The sequence below is a fragment of the Bradyrhizobium sp. USDA 376 genome (assembly GCF_054063675.1).
The window spans coordinates 1,121,580-1,137,210 of the sequence record NZ_JBSSGN010000001.1; the positions used below are offsets into that span (position 1 = coordinate 1,121,580).

At 64.7% G+C, this 15,631-nt stretch carries 18 protein-coding genes; 7 read left to right on the forward strand and 11 right to left on the reverse strand.

Going from position 1 to position 15,631, the window contains the following annotated elements:
- Positions 1-114 precede the first annotated feature (114 nt).
- The 4 genes from ACVJ19_RS05155 to ACVJ19_RS05170 all read right to left on the reverse strand — a co-directional run bounded on the left by ACVJ19_RS05155 (position 115) and on the right by ACVJ19_RS05170 (position 2,210).
- Positions 115-480, reverse strand: a complete 366-nt coding sequence (locus ACVJ19_RS05155) for a hypothetical protein (RefSeq protein ID WP_453949980.1) — start codon at positions 478-480, stop codon at positions 115-117.
- Between the two features lie 60 nt (positions 481-540).
- On the reverse strand, positions 541-945 hold the full coding sequence (locus ACVJ19_RS05160; RefSeq protein ID WP_453949979.1) for a YciI family protein: 405 nt from the start codon (positions 943-945) through the stop codon (positions 541-543).
- A 158-nt stretch (positions 946-1,103) separates the two neighbouring features.
- The gene (locus ACVJ19_RS05165) at positions 1,104-1,757 is read right to left on the reverse strand and encodes a glutathione S-transferase family protein (RefSeq protein WP_453949977.1); all 654 of its coding nucleotides are present in this window, start codon (positions 1,755-1,757) and stop codon (positions 1,104-1,106) included.
- Between the two features lie 87 nt (positions 1,758-1,844).
- Positions 1,845-2,210, reverse strand: coding sequence for a nuclear transport factor 2 family protein (locus tag ACVJ19_RS05170; protein WP_453949976.1), 366 nt, complete (start codon positions 2,208-2,210; stop codon positions 1,845-1,847).
- A gap of 342 nt (positions 2,211-2,552) precedes the next feature.
- Between ACVJ19_RS05170 and ACVJ19_RS05175 the strand changes: the two genes are divergently transcribed.
- The 4 genes from ACVJ19_RS05175 (at position 2,553) to ACVJ19_RS05190 (ending at position 5,319) form a co-directional block, all read left to right on the forward strand.
- The gene (locus ACVJ19_RS05175) at positions 2,553-3,341 is read left to right on the forward strand and encodes an SDR family NAD(P)-dependent oxidoreductase (protein ID WP_453949975.1); all 789 of its coding nucleotides are present in this window, start codon (positions 2,553-2,555) and stop codon (positions 3,339-3,341) included.
- Positions 3,342-3,503: 162 nt separating this feature from the next.
- A complete protein-coding gene (locus ACVJ19_RS05180; protein WP_453949974.1) occupies positions 3,504-3,941 on the forward strand; it encodes a hypothetical protein in 438 nt (145 codons plus the stop codon).
- Positions 3,942-4,055: 114 nt separating this feature from the next.
- Positions 4,056-4,541, forward strand: a complete 486-nt coding sequence (locus tag ACVJ19_RS05185) for a hypothetical protein (protein ID WP_453949973.1) — start codon at positions 4,056-4,058, stop codon at positions 4,539-4,541.
- 427 nt (positions 4,542-4,968) lie between these two features.
- Positions 4,969-5,319 (forward strand): hypothetical protein, encoded by a 351-nt coding sequence (locus ACVJ19_RS05190; RefSeq protein ID WP_453949972.1) that lies wholly within the window; start codon positions 4,969-4,971, stop codon positions 5,317-5,319.
- A gap of 106 nt (positions 5,320-5,425) precedes the next feature.
- On the opposite strand, the gene ACVJ19_RS05195 is transcribed toward ACVJ19_RS05190, so the two are convergent.
- The 4 genes from ACVJ19_RS05195 to ACVJ19_RS05210 all read right to left on the reverse strand — a co-directional run bounded on the left by ACVJ19_RS05195 (position 5,426) and on the right by ACVJ19_RS05210 (position 8,254).
- Positions 5,426-5,839, reverse strand: coding sequence for a VOC family protein (locus ACVJ19_RS05195; protein ID WP_453949971.1), 414 nt, complete (start codon positions 5,837-5,839; stop codon positions 5,426-5,428).
- Positions 5,840-5,873: 34 nt separating this feature from the next.
- Complete coding sequence (locus ACVJ19_RS05200) at positions 5,874-6,413, reverse strand: SRPBCC family protein (protein ID WP_453949970.1); 540 nt, start codon at positions 6,411-6,413, stop codon at positions 5,874-5,876.
- A 189-nt stretch (positions 6,414-6,602) separates the two neighbouring features.
- Positions 6,603-7,889, reverse strand: a complete 1,287-nt coding sequence (locus ACVJ19_RS05205; protein WP_453949969.1) for an RNA polymerase sigma factor — start codon at positions 7,887-7,889, stop codon at positions 6,603-6,605.
- A complete protein-coding gene (locus ACVJ19_RS05210) occupies positions 7,886-8,254 on the reverse strand; it encodes a YciI family protein (RefSeq protein ID WP_453949968.1) in 369 nt (122 codons plus the stop codon). The genes ACVJ19_RS05205 and ACVJ19_RS05210 overlap by 4 nt, the downstream gene beginning before the upstream one ends.
- Before the next feature lie 144 nt (positions 8,255-8,398).
- Here ACVJ19_RS05210 and ACVJ19_RS05215 point away from each other — a divergent pair, with 144 nt between their 5' ends.
- Positions 8,399-9,364: a 2-hydroxyacid dehydrogenase gene (locus ACVJ19_RS05215; RefSeq protein ID WP_453949967.1), complete on the forward strand. Its 966-nt coding sequence runs from the start codon at positions 8,399-8,401 to the stop codon at positions 9,362-9,364.
- Between the two features lie 224 nt (positions 9,365-9,588).
- On the opposite strand, the gene ACVJ19_RS05220 is transcribed toward ACVJ19_RS05215, so the two are convergent.
- Entirely contained in the window at positions 9,589-10,692 is a 1,104-nt protein-coding gene (locus ACVJ19_RS05220; protein WP_453947895.1) for an IS4 family transposase, read from the reverse strand.
- A gap of 365 nt (positions 10,693-11,057) precedes the next feature.
- Between ACVJ19_RS05220 and ACVJ19_RS05225 the strand changes: the two genes are divergently transcribed.
- Complete coding sequence (locus tag ACVJ19_RS05225; RefSeq protein WP_453949966.1) at positions 11,058-13,025, forward strand: cache domain-containing protein; 1,968 nt, start codon at positions 11,058-11,060, stop codon at positions 13,023-13,025.
- Positions 13,026-13,216: 191 nt separating this feature from the next.
- Here the strand turns inward: ACVJ19_RS05225 and ACVJ19_RS05230 are convergent, their stop codons facing one another.
- Positions 13,217-13,879, reverse strand: a complete 663-nt coding sequence (locus tag ACVJ19_RS05230) for a TetR/AcrR family transcriptional regulator (RefSeq protein ID WP_453949964.1) — start codon at positions 13,877-13,879, stop codon at positions 13,217-13,219.
- Positions 13,880-13,984: 105 nt separating this feature from the next.
- Here ACVJ19_RS05230 and ACVJ19_RS05235 point away from each other — a divergent pair, with 105 nt between their 5' ends.
- Positions 13,985-14,629 (forward strand): glutathione binding-like protein, encoded by a 645-nt coding sequence (locus tag ACVJ19_RS05235; RefSeq protein ID WP_453949963.1) that lies wholly within the window; start codon positions 13,985-13,987, stop codon positions 14,627-14,629.
- Between the two features lie 214 nt (positions 14,630-14,843).
- Here the strand turns inward: ACVJ19_RS05235 and ACVJ19_RS05240 are convergent, their stop codons facing one another.
- Positions 14,844-15,611, reverse strand: coding sequence for a substrate-binding periplasmic protein (locus ACVJ19_RS05240; protein ID WP_453949961.1), 768 nt, complete (start codon positions 15,609-15,611; stop codon positions 14,844-14,846).
- Positions 15,612-15,631 lie beyond the last annotated feature (20 nt).

A 15,631-nucleotide genomic window follows, 5' to 3' on the forward strand; every position in this document is an offset into this window, starting at 1 on the left:
ATTCCGGGGCGGCTCAAGGAGCCGAACTATGGTGCGCACTTGCGCACCTGAGAATCTCGAGATTCCGGGATCGGTCCTACGGACCGCCCCGGAATGACGGCCAACTGGTCGAGGCTACATCTGCGGAATCGCCAGCACGGGCATGACCTCGATCGCCTCGCCCGGGAAGATCGCAAAATGCGGATGGTTCTCGAACAGCTTTGCAGCCTCCTCCTGCGAGGCGGCCCGCACCACCGTGAAGCCGGTCAGCGCGTTGCTGATCTCGGTGATGCCGCTTGCGTCGATCCTGCGGGTCTTGCCGAGCGGGCCGCCCAGCTCGACGATGACGTCCTTGTGCTTCTCGACCCAGCCGTGCCAGGCGGCCATGCCCTCGCGCTCTTTGGCCTTCCGCTCCGCCTCGGGCATCGCCTGCCAGGCCTTCATTTTTTCGCCGCTCATGCTGCCGAGATAGACGGCAAGGAATTTGTGTTCGGTGCTCATCGGTTCTTCTCCCTTGTTGATCGCTGGACGACGGCCGCGATGTCTTCGCGACCGCGATGACTACTTCTTCAGATCGTCGAAGCCGGCGGCGGCCGCCTGCACTTCCGGCGGAAAGTCGCTCATCTCCTGCACTTGGCGGATCTCGATGATTTCGTTCGGCGAGGCCGGGCACTTCTTGGCCCAGGCGATCGCCTCGGCGCGCGAAGCGACCTCGATCATCCAGTAGCCGCCCAGAACTTCCTTGGCTTCAGTGAAGGGACCGTCGGTCACAACAGGCTCGCCGGTCGCAAACGACACGCGCACGCCCATCGACGGCGGATGCAGACCGTCCAGCGTGATCAGCACGCCGGCATCCTTCAGCGCCTCGTTGTAGCGCATCATCGCGGCGACGCGCTCGGGATCGAGTTGGACGTCCGCCGGGGCGCTCTCGTAGCCGAGCGGAATCATCAACATCATGAATCGCATGGTGTTCCTTGCTTTCACTGTCGGGAGAGCGGCGGCGAGCCGCCCCGCCCTCCTCATCAAGACGAATGAACGCCCGGGGAACCGACATGCCGCAGAAAAAATCTTTGCGGGGGTCCCCGACGCGGAAAGGACTGGCGGCCGGGCAGCAGCGGGAAATCTCACCCCTCCTCGGGGAACATCCCGAAATAGGGCTCGGCTTCTCTCAAGACCCGCATCACAGATGGGCGTACTTTCAGCCGCTCGAGATAGCTGGAGATATTGGGGCGGTCAGCGCCGATCGGCTCGACCTTGTTGGCATAGAACAAGGCGGGCAGCGCCGAGCAGTCCGCGATCGTGAAGGCCTCACCCGTCGCGTAAGGTCCGGTCGCCATCCGCTGATCGAGCATTGTGTAGGCGGAGCGTATGCGACCTCGCGCCGCTTCCACAGCCAACCGATCCCTCTTGTCGTGCGGCCGCAGCCGATCGCCAACGATCTGCTGCATCGGCAGGTGGACGTAGAGATCGTAGAGGCGGTCGCATAGACGGGTCCGCAGCGCGAGGTCCGGGTCCGTCGGTATCAGGGGCGTGGGGCCGGCATAGTGGCGATCGAGGTATTCGATGATGATGCTCGACTCCGGCACCGTCTCGCGCCGCACGGCATCCACCAGCACCGGGAACTTGCCGATCGGCCACAGCTTCAGAAAGGCCTCACGCTCGGCGGGATTGGCCAGGTCCACCGGGTTCGGCGTGAACGACACGCCGTTCTCGTAGAGCGCGATCAGCACCTTCCAGCAAAACGACGATAGCGGATGGAAATGCAGTGTCAGCGACATGGCTCCTCCTGATATCCCTTCAAGACGAACGAGGTCTTATAGGACCGACATGGTGACAAAAGCTATTTGGGAGATCATCGCGCCGCGCTAGCGCGGCTGCGGCAGGAACCGGCCATCCTGCCGGGCGGCGCCGAAATAGACCTCGATGCGCCGGACCTTGCCGCCGGCGAAGGTGAAGAACTCGGTATTGCGAAAGCTCCTGCCATCCGTTGCCAAGCAGCAATAGGTGACAAAGGCCTCATCGCCCCGGACGAAGATCCGCTCGATGTCATGCCGCGCGATCCAGCCCGTGTTCCTCCAGCAGCGTTCGAAATAGGCCGCCTTGTCGAGGTCGTCGTCGAACGGGCTGGTGAAGCGGAAGTCGTTGGCGAGCGCATCGCTCACCCGTTGCCGGTCGTTGGCGAGATAGGCGGCAAACAGGTTCCGGATCATGCGCTCATGGTCATCAGGCATCGATTATCTCCGCGGCAAGCATCCCCTGATGCAAGACGATTCCCGACCGGCCGCGCCGACAACGCGCGCGGACTGCGGCAACACGACGCGAAAAGTAAGGGAAATCTGGATCCGGATCACCGATAATTCAATCTTCGACCTCAACGCGCGGGGAAGCCGGGCGTGGCCTTGCGGTGGTCACCGCCGCGGTCGAGGGGCAGAGCATCGCGACGGCGGACGGGGCGACTGTTCGAGCGCGAGAACGCAGCTCCATTGGCATAAGCCTTTCTCGCCGGGACCAAAGCGCAGTAATAAGGAGCCCGCACTCACGTGTGCCCCCCTTTACACAGGACAGACCAGCCCATGCCGCAAGCCCCGCAAAAAGTCGCCCTCGTCACCGGAGCCGCGCGCGGCATCGGGCTTGCGACCGCGAAGAAGTTTCTTGGCGAGGGCTGGCGCGTGGCGCTGCTCGATATCGAGGGCGAGCTGCTCGGCCGCGCGGTCGCGGAGATCGGCCAGGACGAGGCGACGCTGGCGCTGACCTGCGACGTCTCCGACGCGGTGGCGGTCGGCGCCGCGATGACGGCGATCGAGCGGCGGTTCGGCCGGCTGGACGCGCTCGTCAACAATGCCGGCATCGCCGTGTTCGCGCCGCTGATGGAGACGTCGGATGCCGACTGGCGCCGCGTGCTCGAGGTCAACCTCACCGGCCCGTTCCTCTGCACCAAGGCCGCGGTGCCCCTGATGCGCGACAGCGATGGCGGCGCCATCGTCAACATCACGTCGATCTCGGCGGTGCGCGCCTCGACGCTGCGCTCGGCCTACGGCACCAGCAAGGCTGGCCTCGCCCATTTGACGAAGCAGCTGGCGGTCGAACTCGCCTCGCTCAACATCCGCGTCAATGCGGTCGCGCCCGGGCCGGTCGACACCGCGATGGCCAAGCAGGTGCATACCAAAGAGATCCGCGCCGATTATCACGACGCCATTCCACTCAACCGCTACGGCCTGGAGGAGGAGCTCGCCGAAGCGATCTATTTCCTGTGCTCAGGCAGCGCGAGCTACATCACCGGCCAAATTTTGGCCGTCGATGGCGGCTTCGATGCAGCCGGCATCGGCCTGCCGACGCTGCGCGGGCAAAGGCGGAACGGGTAGAACCTTGTAGGGTGGGTTAGCACTGCGGCGCGCGAAGCGCAGGCGCCGGGCGTAACCCACCTCTTTTCACGCGGCGGGAAAGATGGTGGGTTACGCCAACGGACTGCGCTTCGCGCAGCCGTAGGCTAACCCACCCTACGAAACCGAGTTGGTGGAGAGTTCATGCGACGCGTCACCTCGCTCAAGGCCCTGATCCTCGCATCCGCCCTGCTCGCCGCCACGCCCGCGGCCGCCGAAATCCGCATCATCCAGTCACCGGGCGGACAGGTCGGGCCGTTCCTCGATCTGTTCGAGAAGGTGCGCGAGACCGGCGAGCGCGTGGTGATCGACGGTCCCTGCCTGTCGGCCTGCACGCTGGTGCTGAGCATCGTGCCGGGCGAGCGCATCTGCGTCACGAGGCGCGCCGTGCTCGGCTTCCACGCCGCGCGTTCGATCGACCGGCGCGGGCGCATCTATGCCGAGCCGGAGGCATCCGAAGCAGTGCTTGCTGCCTATCCCGGGCCGGTGCGCGACTGGATCAGCCGCCGCGGCGGTCTCACCTCGCGGTTACTGCTGCTGAAGGGGCGCGATCTCGCCGCAATCTATCCGCGCTGCCGGTGACGCCTGGGCGGCGCGAGCGCCGTGTGATTGCGATCCGTCCGCCACTGTGCGGCGATTAGGCAGTTCGGCGAAATTCCCCCTCCGCGGCCCCTGAATCCGCTCAACCGCTTTGCAATGGCTGCACAATTTACGCGGTTTGCAGCCCCTTTCTCGGCGGTCTATGATGAATATGGCCAGACTGAGGCCGCGGCGGCATCACAATCTCAGCAGCGGTCACAGACTGGAATGATTTTGCTTTTTCAAGATTGCTCATTTTCAAGCGCGTCGCACCCTATGCACCCCATCGATTTCCGCTACCGCCTGTCGGACCAGGGGCGAATCGTCCTCGGCCCGCTGAGCTCCGAGGAAACCGTCGAGTTCGAATTGCTGTCACGTCGCGACCGCGAGGGCCTGATGGACCTCGCATCCGAGCTGCGGCTGCTCGAGCTCTATGTGAAATATGTCGGCTCGGGTGCAGACGCGCCGTCGCCATCTGCTTGGCACGGCATCGCGCCGCCGCGACCGGTGCCATCCCGGACGGCGCGACCGCGCAACTACATCGTCTCGATGCTTGTCATCGCAAGTGTCAGCTTCACGCTCATCGCATTGCTCGTGAGCTGACGGGCAAGCGCGCCGACGGCATTGCGCCGGTCTCACGCTGCGTCGGTTCTAATAGAACCTCTGGATCATCTGCGCCATTTCCATGCTTGCGCAGATGAGCATACCCCAGAGTGCAAAGTTGATCTGTAGCGCCGCTGCCATCGGTCGCTCCCTTCCAAGTCACGCCCATCCCAGTTTGTAGAATTTATGAAGGAATGATTAGCGATTTTGACGCTGAGTTCACAGCCTATTATTGCGCCAGTTATTGTGCGATGCGGGCCGCACCTTTCCACGAAGCGGCCTCACTGCTCTCGCAATGTGATGCGAGAGCATGATTCCTTATTCGGCCGTGCCGGCCACGTCGTTTCCCTTAAGTTCCATTTAACTGGCGCGATGCAATACTTCCCACGCGGAATTTGCGTGTCGCGTACCGCTCCAAAGGCCCGGCATGATGCGACACGGCTTCTTCTTGCTCACTTTTTGCGCAGCGCTCATGGGATGCGCGGACGCACCGGCGCAGGAGCGTCGTCCGATCGCATGGGACGGCCTCGGCCAGAACCCGAATCGCACTCACGCCACAAAGCGGCGCGCCGCCACTCCCCTGCCAGCGCAGGACAATCCCAATCAGGAGCGGGAAAGGGTGCTCGCCACCTTGCGTCCGTACTCCGAGGCGTGGTGGGCGGTCCACGACGAGATCGAAGCGGAGAACGACAAGCAGCTCGGCACCAAGCTTGTGATCTGCCCCCGCTGTGTTCAACCCTCGCCGCCTGGCGAAGACGTGACCGGATCGATCCGCTGAGAGGCGCGTAGGCCGATCGGCGCATGACGTGCCCGGCCTGGGCGCGCCCCTCACCCGCAATCATCGAGAGAGGCGCGCCCCCCGGTATTTCAACTGATCGTGGCTGTCACATTCCTTCTGCGGGACAGTTCACCATCCAGGGAATGCCGAACCTGTCGACGCACATGCCAAAGCCCTTGGCCCAGAAGGTCTTGCTGAAGGGCATGGTGACCGCCCCACCCTCAGCGAGCGCGTTGAACTTGCGCTCGGCGTCCGCGACATCAGCGATCGTCAGCGAGATCGAGAAGCCTTGCGGCTTGTGAAAATGCTCGGGCGGCGTATCGGAAGCCATCAGCACGGCTCCGCCGGGCAACGTCATCCGCGCATGCATGATCATGTTCTCGCGGCCGGGTGCGGCGGGCATATCCGGCGGCGCGTCCGAGGAACGCAGCATCGCGTCGATCTTGCCGCCGAGCACCTTGGCGTAATAGGTGAATGCCGCTTCGCAGGTGTCCTGATAGAACAGATAGGGATTGAGCATGGTTTCTCTCCTCTTCTTCCCTGGGCAGTGAGGCTCATTGTTTCTCGGTGAGCTTTTTCAGGCTCGCAAGGCCGGCTTCGAAATCCTTGCCGATCATGCTGTCCATGTTGATGAAGACCTGCATCACCTTGGACAGGAACGGGGCCGGACCATACATCGCCCATGTGACCAGAGTGGCATCGCCTTGCGGCACAAAGGTGAACTCGGCGGTGTTGTGGCCCTCGAAGGGCCGCTCGAAATCGAGCTTGATGCGGAGCTTTGACGGCGAGCTCGCCTCGAGGATCTCCATATGGCCGGCGCCGACATTGTTGTTGCCGTCCCAAGCATAGGTCGCGCCCTTTCCTGCCGCAGTTCCGGCAAAGGTTCGCTTCATCGCGGGATCGCGCCCCTCATAGGGCGACCAGCTGGTCCAGCGATGGAAATCGGCAACCAGCGGATAGATCGCCTCGGCCGGTGCCTTCAGGGCGAGGCTGCGCTCGACGCGGAAGGTGTCGGGTTTTGTCAGCGCGAAGACGAGGACACCGGCGATACCGACGGCGAGCACGATGGCGATGATGGAAAAGACTTTCAGCATGAATGGCTCCCTGGATACGGGAATAAGACGAAGGGGAACGGCGGGGGCCGACAAGAGCAAGTGAGATTTTCTTGCCCGTCATTCCGGGGCGGTCCGCAGGACCGAACTCTGGTGCGCAATTGCGCACCTGAGAATCTCGAGTTTCCGGGCTCGATGCTTCGCATCGCCCCGGAATGACGAGAATCGCCGTCACTTCGCCTTCGCGCTTTCCTTTGACTTCGGCTGGCTATCTCGGATCAGCCGGTCGAGATGCATGCGGATGTGGGCGGCTTCGGCGGAGGTGTTGGCCAGCGCGATGGCGCGGTCGAAGGCGATTCGAGCTTCGTCATTGCGACCGAGCTGCATCAGGAAGGCGCCGCGCACGCCATAGAAATGGAAGTAGTTGGCGAGTTTCGGCGCCAGCGGCTCGATCAGGTCGAGCGCGGCCTGCGGCCCGCGCACCTTGGAGACAGCGACGGCGCGGTTGAGCGTCACCACGGGCGAAGGCTGCATCACCTCGAGCGCGCCATAGAGCAGGTCGATCTGGGCCCAGTCGGTCTCCTCCGGCATCGACGCGCGCGCATGCAGCGCGGCGATCGCGGCCTGGATCTGGTACGGCCCGCTGCGGCGATGGCGCATCGCCTTGTCGATCAAGGCGAGGCCTTCCGCGATCATGGCGCCATTCCACAGCGTACGGTCCTGGTCGTCGAGCAGGATCAGCGAGCCATCCGCTGCAAAGCGCGCGGCGCTGCGGGCATGCTGCAACAGGATCAGCGCCGTGAGCCCCATGATTTCAGGCTCGCTCTGGAACAGCCGCAGCAGCAGCCGCGCCAGCCGGATCGCCTCCTCGCACAGCGGCTTCCTGATCTCGGCGGTATCGCCGCTCGCCGAATAGCCCTCGTTGAAGATCAGGTAGATCATCGCCGCGACGCCAGCGAGCCGCTCGGAGCGCTCGACGGCGCCGGGTGCCTCGAACGGCGTCCCCGCCTCGGCAACCTTCGCCTTGGCGCGGGTGATGCGCTGCTCCATCGCCGCGTCCGAGACCAGGAAGGCGCGTGCGATCTGCTTCACGGTGAGGCCCGAAACGATGCGCAGCGCAAGCGCGATCTGCTGCGTCGCCGGCAGCTGCGGATGGCAGCAGATGAACATCAGCCGCAGGATGTCGTCGCGATAATGCGAGCCGTCGAGCCGTTCGGCGAGCGCGCCCTCGGCGTCGTCGAGATCGGAGATCGCCTGGTCGTCCTCGGGTAGCGGCTGCTGCTTGCGGGTCCGGCGCACTTCGTCGATCGCGACGTTGCGGCCGACCATGATCAGCCATGCGGCGGGATCGCGCGGCGGCCCGTTCTGCGGCCAGGTTTTCAGCGCGCGCAGGCAGGCGTTCTGGAAGGCTTCCTCGGCGGTGTCGAGATCGCGGAAATAGCGCAGCAGCGCGCCCACCGCCTGGGGTCGCGCCGAGGTCAGCGCAGTCTCGATCCAGGCGGTTTCGGTCTCGCTCACGTCAGGTTTCCTCCGGGCCGGAACACGCCGACGGGACGCACCTCATAGGCGCCGCCGGGATTGGCCGCGCCCAGCTCGCGCGCGACGTCGAGCGCGTCGTCGAGGTTCTTGCAATCGACGATGTAGAAGCCGAGCAATTGCTCCTTGGTCTCGGCATAGGGACCATCGAGCACCAGCGGAGGGTCCTCCTTGCGCAGGGTCGCAGCCGCCGTGGTCGGCAGCAGCCGCGCCACCGGCCCGAGCCGGCCCTGCTGGGTGAGCTTGTCCTGCACCACGGCGAGCTTCTTCATCACGGCCTCGTCCTGCTCCTTGCTCCAGGAGCCGACGAAGTCCTCATCGTGATAGCAAAGAATCGCATAAAGCATGGGCAGCACCTTCCCTGGCCTCTTGTTCTGAAGACGATCCACTATGCCTTGCCCCGACAGGGCTGCGGAAAAATTTTGCAAGAAAAATCCGGCAGATCGTGCCAAGGAGGGCCTTCAAAAGCGGAACCTTATGAGGCACTTCGAATGACCCTGGGCACATTGGCCGTCCTGATCAACAGCACGCAGCAGAACTGGCTGCCGGAGCGCTGGAAGGCCCGGTTCGATTCGGTCTGCGGCGGCCGCCGCGTGGTGCTGCTGCCCGATGCCTCCCTCGATCCGGCCGAGGTGCACTATGCGGCGGTGTGGAAGCCGGTGCCGGGCGATCTCGGCTCGTTCCCCAATCTTCGGGCCATCTTCAATCTCGGCGCCGGTGTCGATGCGCTGATGGCCGACAAGAGCCTGCCCGACGTGCCGCTGGTCCGGGTCGCCGTGCCTGACCTGACCAACCGCATGACCGAATATGTCGTGCTGCACGTGCTGATGCACCACCGCCAGGAGCTGTACATGCGGGACTCGCAGCGCACCAAGCGCTGGGAGCCGAAATATCAGTGGCCGGCGAGCGCCGTCACCGTCGGCGTGATGGGGCTCGGCACCCTCGGCGCGGACGCGGCCGACGTGCTGCGGCGGCTCGGCTTCCGCGTCACCGGCTGGAGCCGCAGCCCGCGCACGATCGAGGGCATCGAATGCTTCCATGGCACTGCAGGGATGGACGCGTTCCTGCGCACAACCGACATCCTCGTCAGCCTGTTGCCGCTGACATCAGACACGCACGGCATCCTCAACCGCGACGTCTTCACAAAGCTCAACCGCACCAGCCCGCTCGGCGCGCCGGTGCTGATCAATGCCGGCCGCGGTGGCCTGCAGAACGAAGCCGACATCCTCGCCTGCCTCGATGACGGCACGCTCGGCGCCGCCTCGCTCGACGTCTTCGTGCAGGAGCCGCAGCCGAAGGACAGCCGGTTCTGGACCCATCCCAAGGTGCTGCTGACCCCGCACAACGCCGCCGACACCGACGCGGAAGCGATCTCGGCCTACGTCGCCGAGCAGATCGCGAGATTCGAGGCGGGTGGCGCGCTGGAGAATGTGGTGGATCGGGTCAGGGGGTATTAGGGCCACACGCGGCCGCCACACCTCCGGTGTCGTCCTGGCGAACGCCCATGGGCGCTAAAATAGTTGCATTGCTTGATAGCGACGTTTTCGTCTTGGTGGTTCGTGTAGATGCCGTCCGAGCGTGGAGCGAAGTCTGCGCAGGCAAGCAATCGCGGGTTGGGGCATGATTGCTTGTCGGAGCGAGGCGACGAGTTGGCGGAGCAGACGCCAGGTCCCTGGACGGGTCAGGCGGCCTCGGCCAAGCGGGGAGAGTCCTCGAGTTCGTCGACGAGTGGCTCGAGCAGGAGAATGATCAGCAGATGAGCGAGGATGTGGGGCCTGGCGGACCGCTCGTCAGTTCCGGGAGGGCCCTTCAGGCCAATCAAACTCTTGAGCCGCTTGAAGCCGAGTTCAATGCGCCATCGCAGCCGATAGAGGGCAAGGACATCGCTCGTTGAGAAGTCCTCCGGTGCGAGCGAGGTCACCAGGATCACCCAATCTGCAGCGTCAAGTGTTTGCCTGGAGAGCTGGTGGCCTCCCTTTTGGGCCGTTCGGCGCGCCTTGCGTCGTGCGACCGCGGCCGCTTGCGCCGGCTTCTTGACGGCAACCAGACGCAGAGCGAGCAGCGGTGCGCCAGACTTGCGTTTTATCCAGATCGGTCGATCGATCAGGCCACATGCCGAAGCCTTGCGCAGTTCGGCCGTCAGATCGACCAGACCACCTTTGGCATCAACCCAACGCGCGCTCTTCCAGCCGGACCGGATCACGAAGTCCGCGCCGGCATCGACGAGACGTGCCATGCGCTCCGGTTGCAGATAAGCGCGGTCGCCAAGACGGATTTCGCCGGCAATCACCGGTATCCGGTCCAGCGTCTCGCCCGCTCGCTGATCGGTCAGCTCGAAGTGACCAAAGCGCTCCTGCGGAAGATCGAACGCGCTGTGTATGCGCCACACCGCGTTCTTGTTCCTGCCGCTCGTCCCAGCCTTCGGGACCGTCGTGGCGTCAACAATGCGGATCAGGCGGCCGTGGCTCGCCTTCGGCGCACCGCTCGCCAGTGCTTGGCCTATCAACTTCGCCAGCCAATCTCCGCACTGACGCAACCGATACAACAGAGCCACGTTGGAGATATCGACAAGGCCCACCGACGTGGCCCATGCCGCCGTCAACCGCAGACCTCGCTCGCCAAGGCAATACGCCAGGATCAAGCGCAGCAAATCCACCGCATTGCTGATTTCCCGCGGGCGGACAAACGCCTTCGTCTCGCGCGCGCTAACGTTGAGCGCTTCGGCGCCGCCAAGCCGGGCGACAACACGCGCCCAGTCCTCGTTCACAAGCGATTCGTGTGCCATCCCAATTTGGAATCACAAGCCAATCCAATGCGCAAATCCTATTTTAGCGCCCATGGGCGAACGCCAGGACCCATTACCCCAGGGAGGAGTTGCGGCGCGACGGCGGCAACTCCGAGTCTTCGCCAAACCAGATTCGGTGGCTATGGGTCCTGGCTTTCGCCAGGACGACGTTGGGGAGATAATTCGCCCCACAAATCCTGTGTCGTCCCGGCCTAGTGCGCAATTGCGCACGGGGGCCGGGACGACACCGGTATTTTGGCGGGCAGCCCGCCCCCCACAACCAACCCGCGCGCCCGCCCCGTTCACCCTCTCTTAGCGAGAAATTGATAGGCGTTCTTAACCAACGCTCAAAGAACGAGTCGGACATGCGCGCGAGCCTCGGCCTCAGGATGCGGATCACGGTTGCGCTGGCGGCGACGGCGGCGGCGACCGCGCTGATCGCGGTGCTGGGCGCGATGTGGATCATCGCAGGGATCATCGACCGCGCCGACCAGCGCGAGCTGCGCAGCCATTACGATGCCCTGCTATCGCGCATCGCGGAGGAGTCGCATCGCGCCGCCGCGATGAGCGCCGTGGTGGCGGCCATGCCGGCGACGCAGGAGGCGATGGCGAAGCAGGACCGCGAGGCGCTGGTGCGTCTGTTCGGGCCGGTGTTTGCCGCCATCAAGTCCGACTACGGCGTCGACCAATTCCAGTTCCACGTACCGCCGGCGACCTCTTTCCTGCGCGTGCATCAGCCGGCGAAATTCGGCGACGACCTCTCCGGCTTCCGCAAGACCGTCGTCGCCGCCAACCAGGACCGCAAGGTCGTGGTCGGGCTCGAGGGCGGCGTGGCGGGGCTCGGCATCCGCGGCGTGGTGCCGATCGTGCAAGGGGCCAAGCATCTCGGCACCGTCGAATTCGGCCTGAGCTTCGGCCAGCCCTTCTTCGACGACTTCAGGACCAACCGCCATGTGGACGTCGCCTTCCACCTCGCCGACGGCTCGAATTTCAAGCTGTTCGGCGGCACGCTGAAGGGCAAGAGCTTCTTCGACGCGGCCGATTACGGCCGCGCCACCGGCGGCGATTTTACGGTGCGGCAGGCCAAGCTCGACAACGTGCCGGTCGCCGCGCTGCTCGGGCCGATCAAGGACTTTTCCGGAAAGCCGCTCGGCGCGGTCGAGCTGGTGATGGACAATGCCGATTACGAGGCTTCCGCCGACCGCGCCTGGTGGCTTTCGATCGGCATCGCCGCGCTGGGGCTCGTGCTCGCCGCGATCGTCGGCTATCTCATCGCCCGCAGCATCTCGCGGCCGATCCTGTCGATCACGTCAGTGATGCGCGAGCTCGCGGACGGACGTCTCGATGTTGACGTGCCCGTCAGCAAGGCGAACGACGAGGTCGGCGCGATGGTGAAGGCGGTTGCGGTGTTCCGCGACAACGCGGTGAATTTTGCGAAACTCCAGGCCGAGCAGCTCGAGGCCAAGGCGCAGTCGGAAGCTGAGAAGCGGCGCGCCTTTGCCGCGCTCGCCGACAATTTCGAGGCCAGCATCCGCGACGTCGTCACCACGGTGTCCGCCGCGGCGGTCGAGATGGAGCACACCGCGCGCTCGATGTCGGCCATCGTCGCGCAGTCGCGTGAGCAGACCCGCACGGTATCGTCGGCCTCGGCCCTCGCTTCGGAGAACGTGCAGACGGTGGCGGCGGCCGCGGAAGAATTGTCGTCATCGATGACCGAGATCAGCCGGCGGCTGGCGCATGCGACCGAGGTGGTCGGCAAGGCCGCCAGCGACGGAAGGCAGTCGAACGCGCGCGTGCAGAGCCTCGCCGATGCCGCGCAGAAGATCGGCGACGTCGTCTCCTTCATCAACGGCATTGCGGGCCAGACCAATCTTCTCGCGCTGAATGCGACGATCGAAGCGGCGCGCGCGGGCGAAGCCGGCCGCGGCTTCGCCGTGGTCGCCTCCGAAGTGAAGGCACTTGCGACCCAGACCGCGAAAGCGACGGAGGAGATTGGCGCGCAGGTGACGGCCGTGCAGGGCGAGACATCAGGCGCGGTTGACGGCATCCAGTCGATCTGCACGACGATTCAGCAGGTCGACGAAATCTCCGCGGCGATCGCCGCTGCCGTCGGGCAGCAGGGCACGGCGACGCAGGAGATCGCACAGAACGTCCAGCAGGCCGCGGCCCGCACCGGCGAGGTCTCCCAGAACATCGCAGGTGTCACCGACGGCATCGCAGCCACCGGCACGGCGGCCGAGGAAGTGCTGGGCTCGGCGATCGAGCTGTCGAAGCAGTCGCAGCGGCTGCGGGATGAGGTCGACCGGTTCCTGGCGCAGATCCGCGCGGCGTAAGCGGGGCTGCAAATTAGATGTCGTCCTGGCGAAAGCCAGGACCCATTACCCCAGGGAGAAGTTGCGGCGCGAGCCGGTCACCCCGAGTCTTCGCCAAACCAAATTCGGTGGTTATGGGTCCTGGATCTGCGCTCCGCTTCGCTGCGCTTGTCCAGGACGACGTTGGGGAGGGGGCTTGCGCCACATACTCACTATCGTCCCGCCCCCACCATCACATCGATCGCGCCCTTCACGATCGCCTCGAGCTCCTTGCGCGGGACGCGGGCGCGCGAGCGGATGGCGATGGTGTGGATGGTGGCGGAGGCGAGCTGCGCCAGGGCGACCGGATCGGCGCTCTCCAGCAACTCGCCTTTCTCCCTGGCGCGGCGGAAGCAGCTTGCAAACGCCTTGTCGAGCCCGGTGAGGCCGTCGAGCACCATGGCGCGGATCTCGGGATCGCCGACGGCCTCGGAGGCCGCGGTGACGACCGTGAAGCAGCCGCGGGGGCCGGTGTCGCCGGACAGATAGATGTCGAGCGCAGAAGCGTAGATGCGCTCCAGCCGCTGGCGCAGCGGCATCTCCTGGCGAAAGATCTCGACCATGGAGGAGGCCGCCTCCTCGCGATAGCGCTGGTAGCTCTTGATGTAGAGCTCGCGCTTGTCGCCGAATGCGCCGTAGAGGCTCGGCCGGTTCATACCGGTCGCTTCGCTGAGATCGTCGAGCGAGGTGGCCGCGAAACCCTGCTTGCGGAACAGATCGAGCGCCTTGCCGAGCGCGATGTCGGGCTCGTAGGCGCGGGGACGGCCGCGGCGCTTAGGTTCGCCGCGGCGCTCGGGCTGATTGGCAGCAGCTGGCGGCTTTGATTTTTGTACCATTTCGCAAAATAATCCTTGACCGCGGATATATTATGCAAGATGGTACAAAAATCAATCTGGCCAGGTTGAGCGACACCCAAAGAGGAATGCCCAAGGAGGCTACAGATGGATCTCTATTTCTCGCCGCTCGCCTGTTCGATGGCGACGCGCGTCGCATTGTATGAAGCCGGCGCCGAGGCGAATTATCTCGAAGTCGATCCGCCGACCAAGACCGTGCTGAACGACGGCTCCGACTTCCGCACCGTCAACCCGATCGGCCTCGTGCCGACGCTGCGCACCGACGAAGGCGTGGTGCTGACCGAGAACGCCGCGATCCTGCAATATGTCGCGGACCGTTTTCCGCAATCCGGCCTCGGCGCCACGGCAGGTATCGAGCGCACCCGGCTGCACCAATGGCTCTGCTTCATCGGCACCGAGCTGCACAAGGGCCTGTTCATCCCCGTGCTGGATCGCAAGGCGCCGCAGGAAGCGAAAGCCTATGTGCTGGAGAAGAACCTGTCGCGGCTCGACTATCTCGACGACTACCTGAAGGGTCGCGAGTTCCTGCTCGACCACTTCAGCGTGGCCGATGCCTATCTCGTCACGGTCATCAACTGGACCATGGCGACGCCGCCGATCGAGCTCGCGAAATGGCCGAACGTGAAGGCGTATTACGAGCGCCTGCGTCAGCGGCCTTCGGTTGCCAAGGCGATTGCGGAGGAGTTCGAGCTGTACAAGGCCGAGCTCGCGCGGAAGAAGGCGGCGGCCTGAAGCGCGATGAAATGAGGCTCGATCGCTGCAACGACGGAGGTGCGCTCCCTCTCCCGCTTGCGGGAGAGGGTTGGGGAGAGGGTGCTTCTCCAACGGGACAATCCCCACGAGGAGAAAGCCCTCACCCGCGCCTTCGGCGCGACCTCTCCCGCAAGCGGGAGAGGTGAACGAGCCGCGGCAATCGATCCAACCAAAGCCGTTCCGTCGTGCTCGATTATCTCGGCGCCTGCAGCACGATCCCGTAGCGGCCGTAGATCCGGTCGATCGTGCCGTCGCTTCGCAGCCGCTCCACTGCTCCGTCGATGGCTTCGCGCAACGCATCGTCCGGACGGATCATGCCGACGGCGACGTTCCAGTTGAGATCGACGACGCTCTCGTCGCGATCCAGGATCCGAAGCGCCTTGTCCGGATGCGTCAGGTTGAAATAGCTCGCCGCGGTGGGCGTGACGGCGGCGGCATCGATCTCATGGTTCGACACGGCCTCTAGGCTGTCGCTCTCGAAGCCGAAGGTCGAGGTCGGCACGCGTCGTTGACCGATGATCATGGCTGCGATCGATCCAACCTGCACGCCCACCCTGGTCGCCTCGTTGAGGCTCCCGAACGAGGTGAGCGTGCTGGATGACGGCACCGCGAGCGCGACGCCCGTGCGATAATACGGTTTCGAGATCCTCAGGCGGGTTTCGCCCTGCGCTTCGCGGTCCGCGATGACGTCCAGAAGGATGTCACAGCCGGCGCTGCGCATCTGATATTGCGTGATGATCCAGTCGAGCCTCAGCGAGACACCGAGCTCGCGTGCCAGCACCCGACCGAACTCGACCTGAAAGCCGGGCGGATCGCCGGCCTTGCGCGCAAAGGGAAGCGAATTGGGATGCGCGCACAGCCCGATCACGCCGCTCGAACGGATCGCCTCAAGGGTTCGCGCCTGCGCGGGTCCCGACAGAACGATGGCGGCAGCGACGATGGCCGGGACGGATGCCTTCATTCCGTGTTCTCATCCGGATG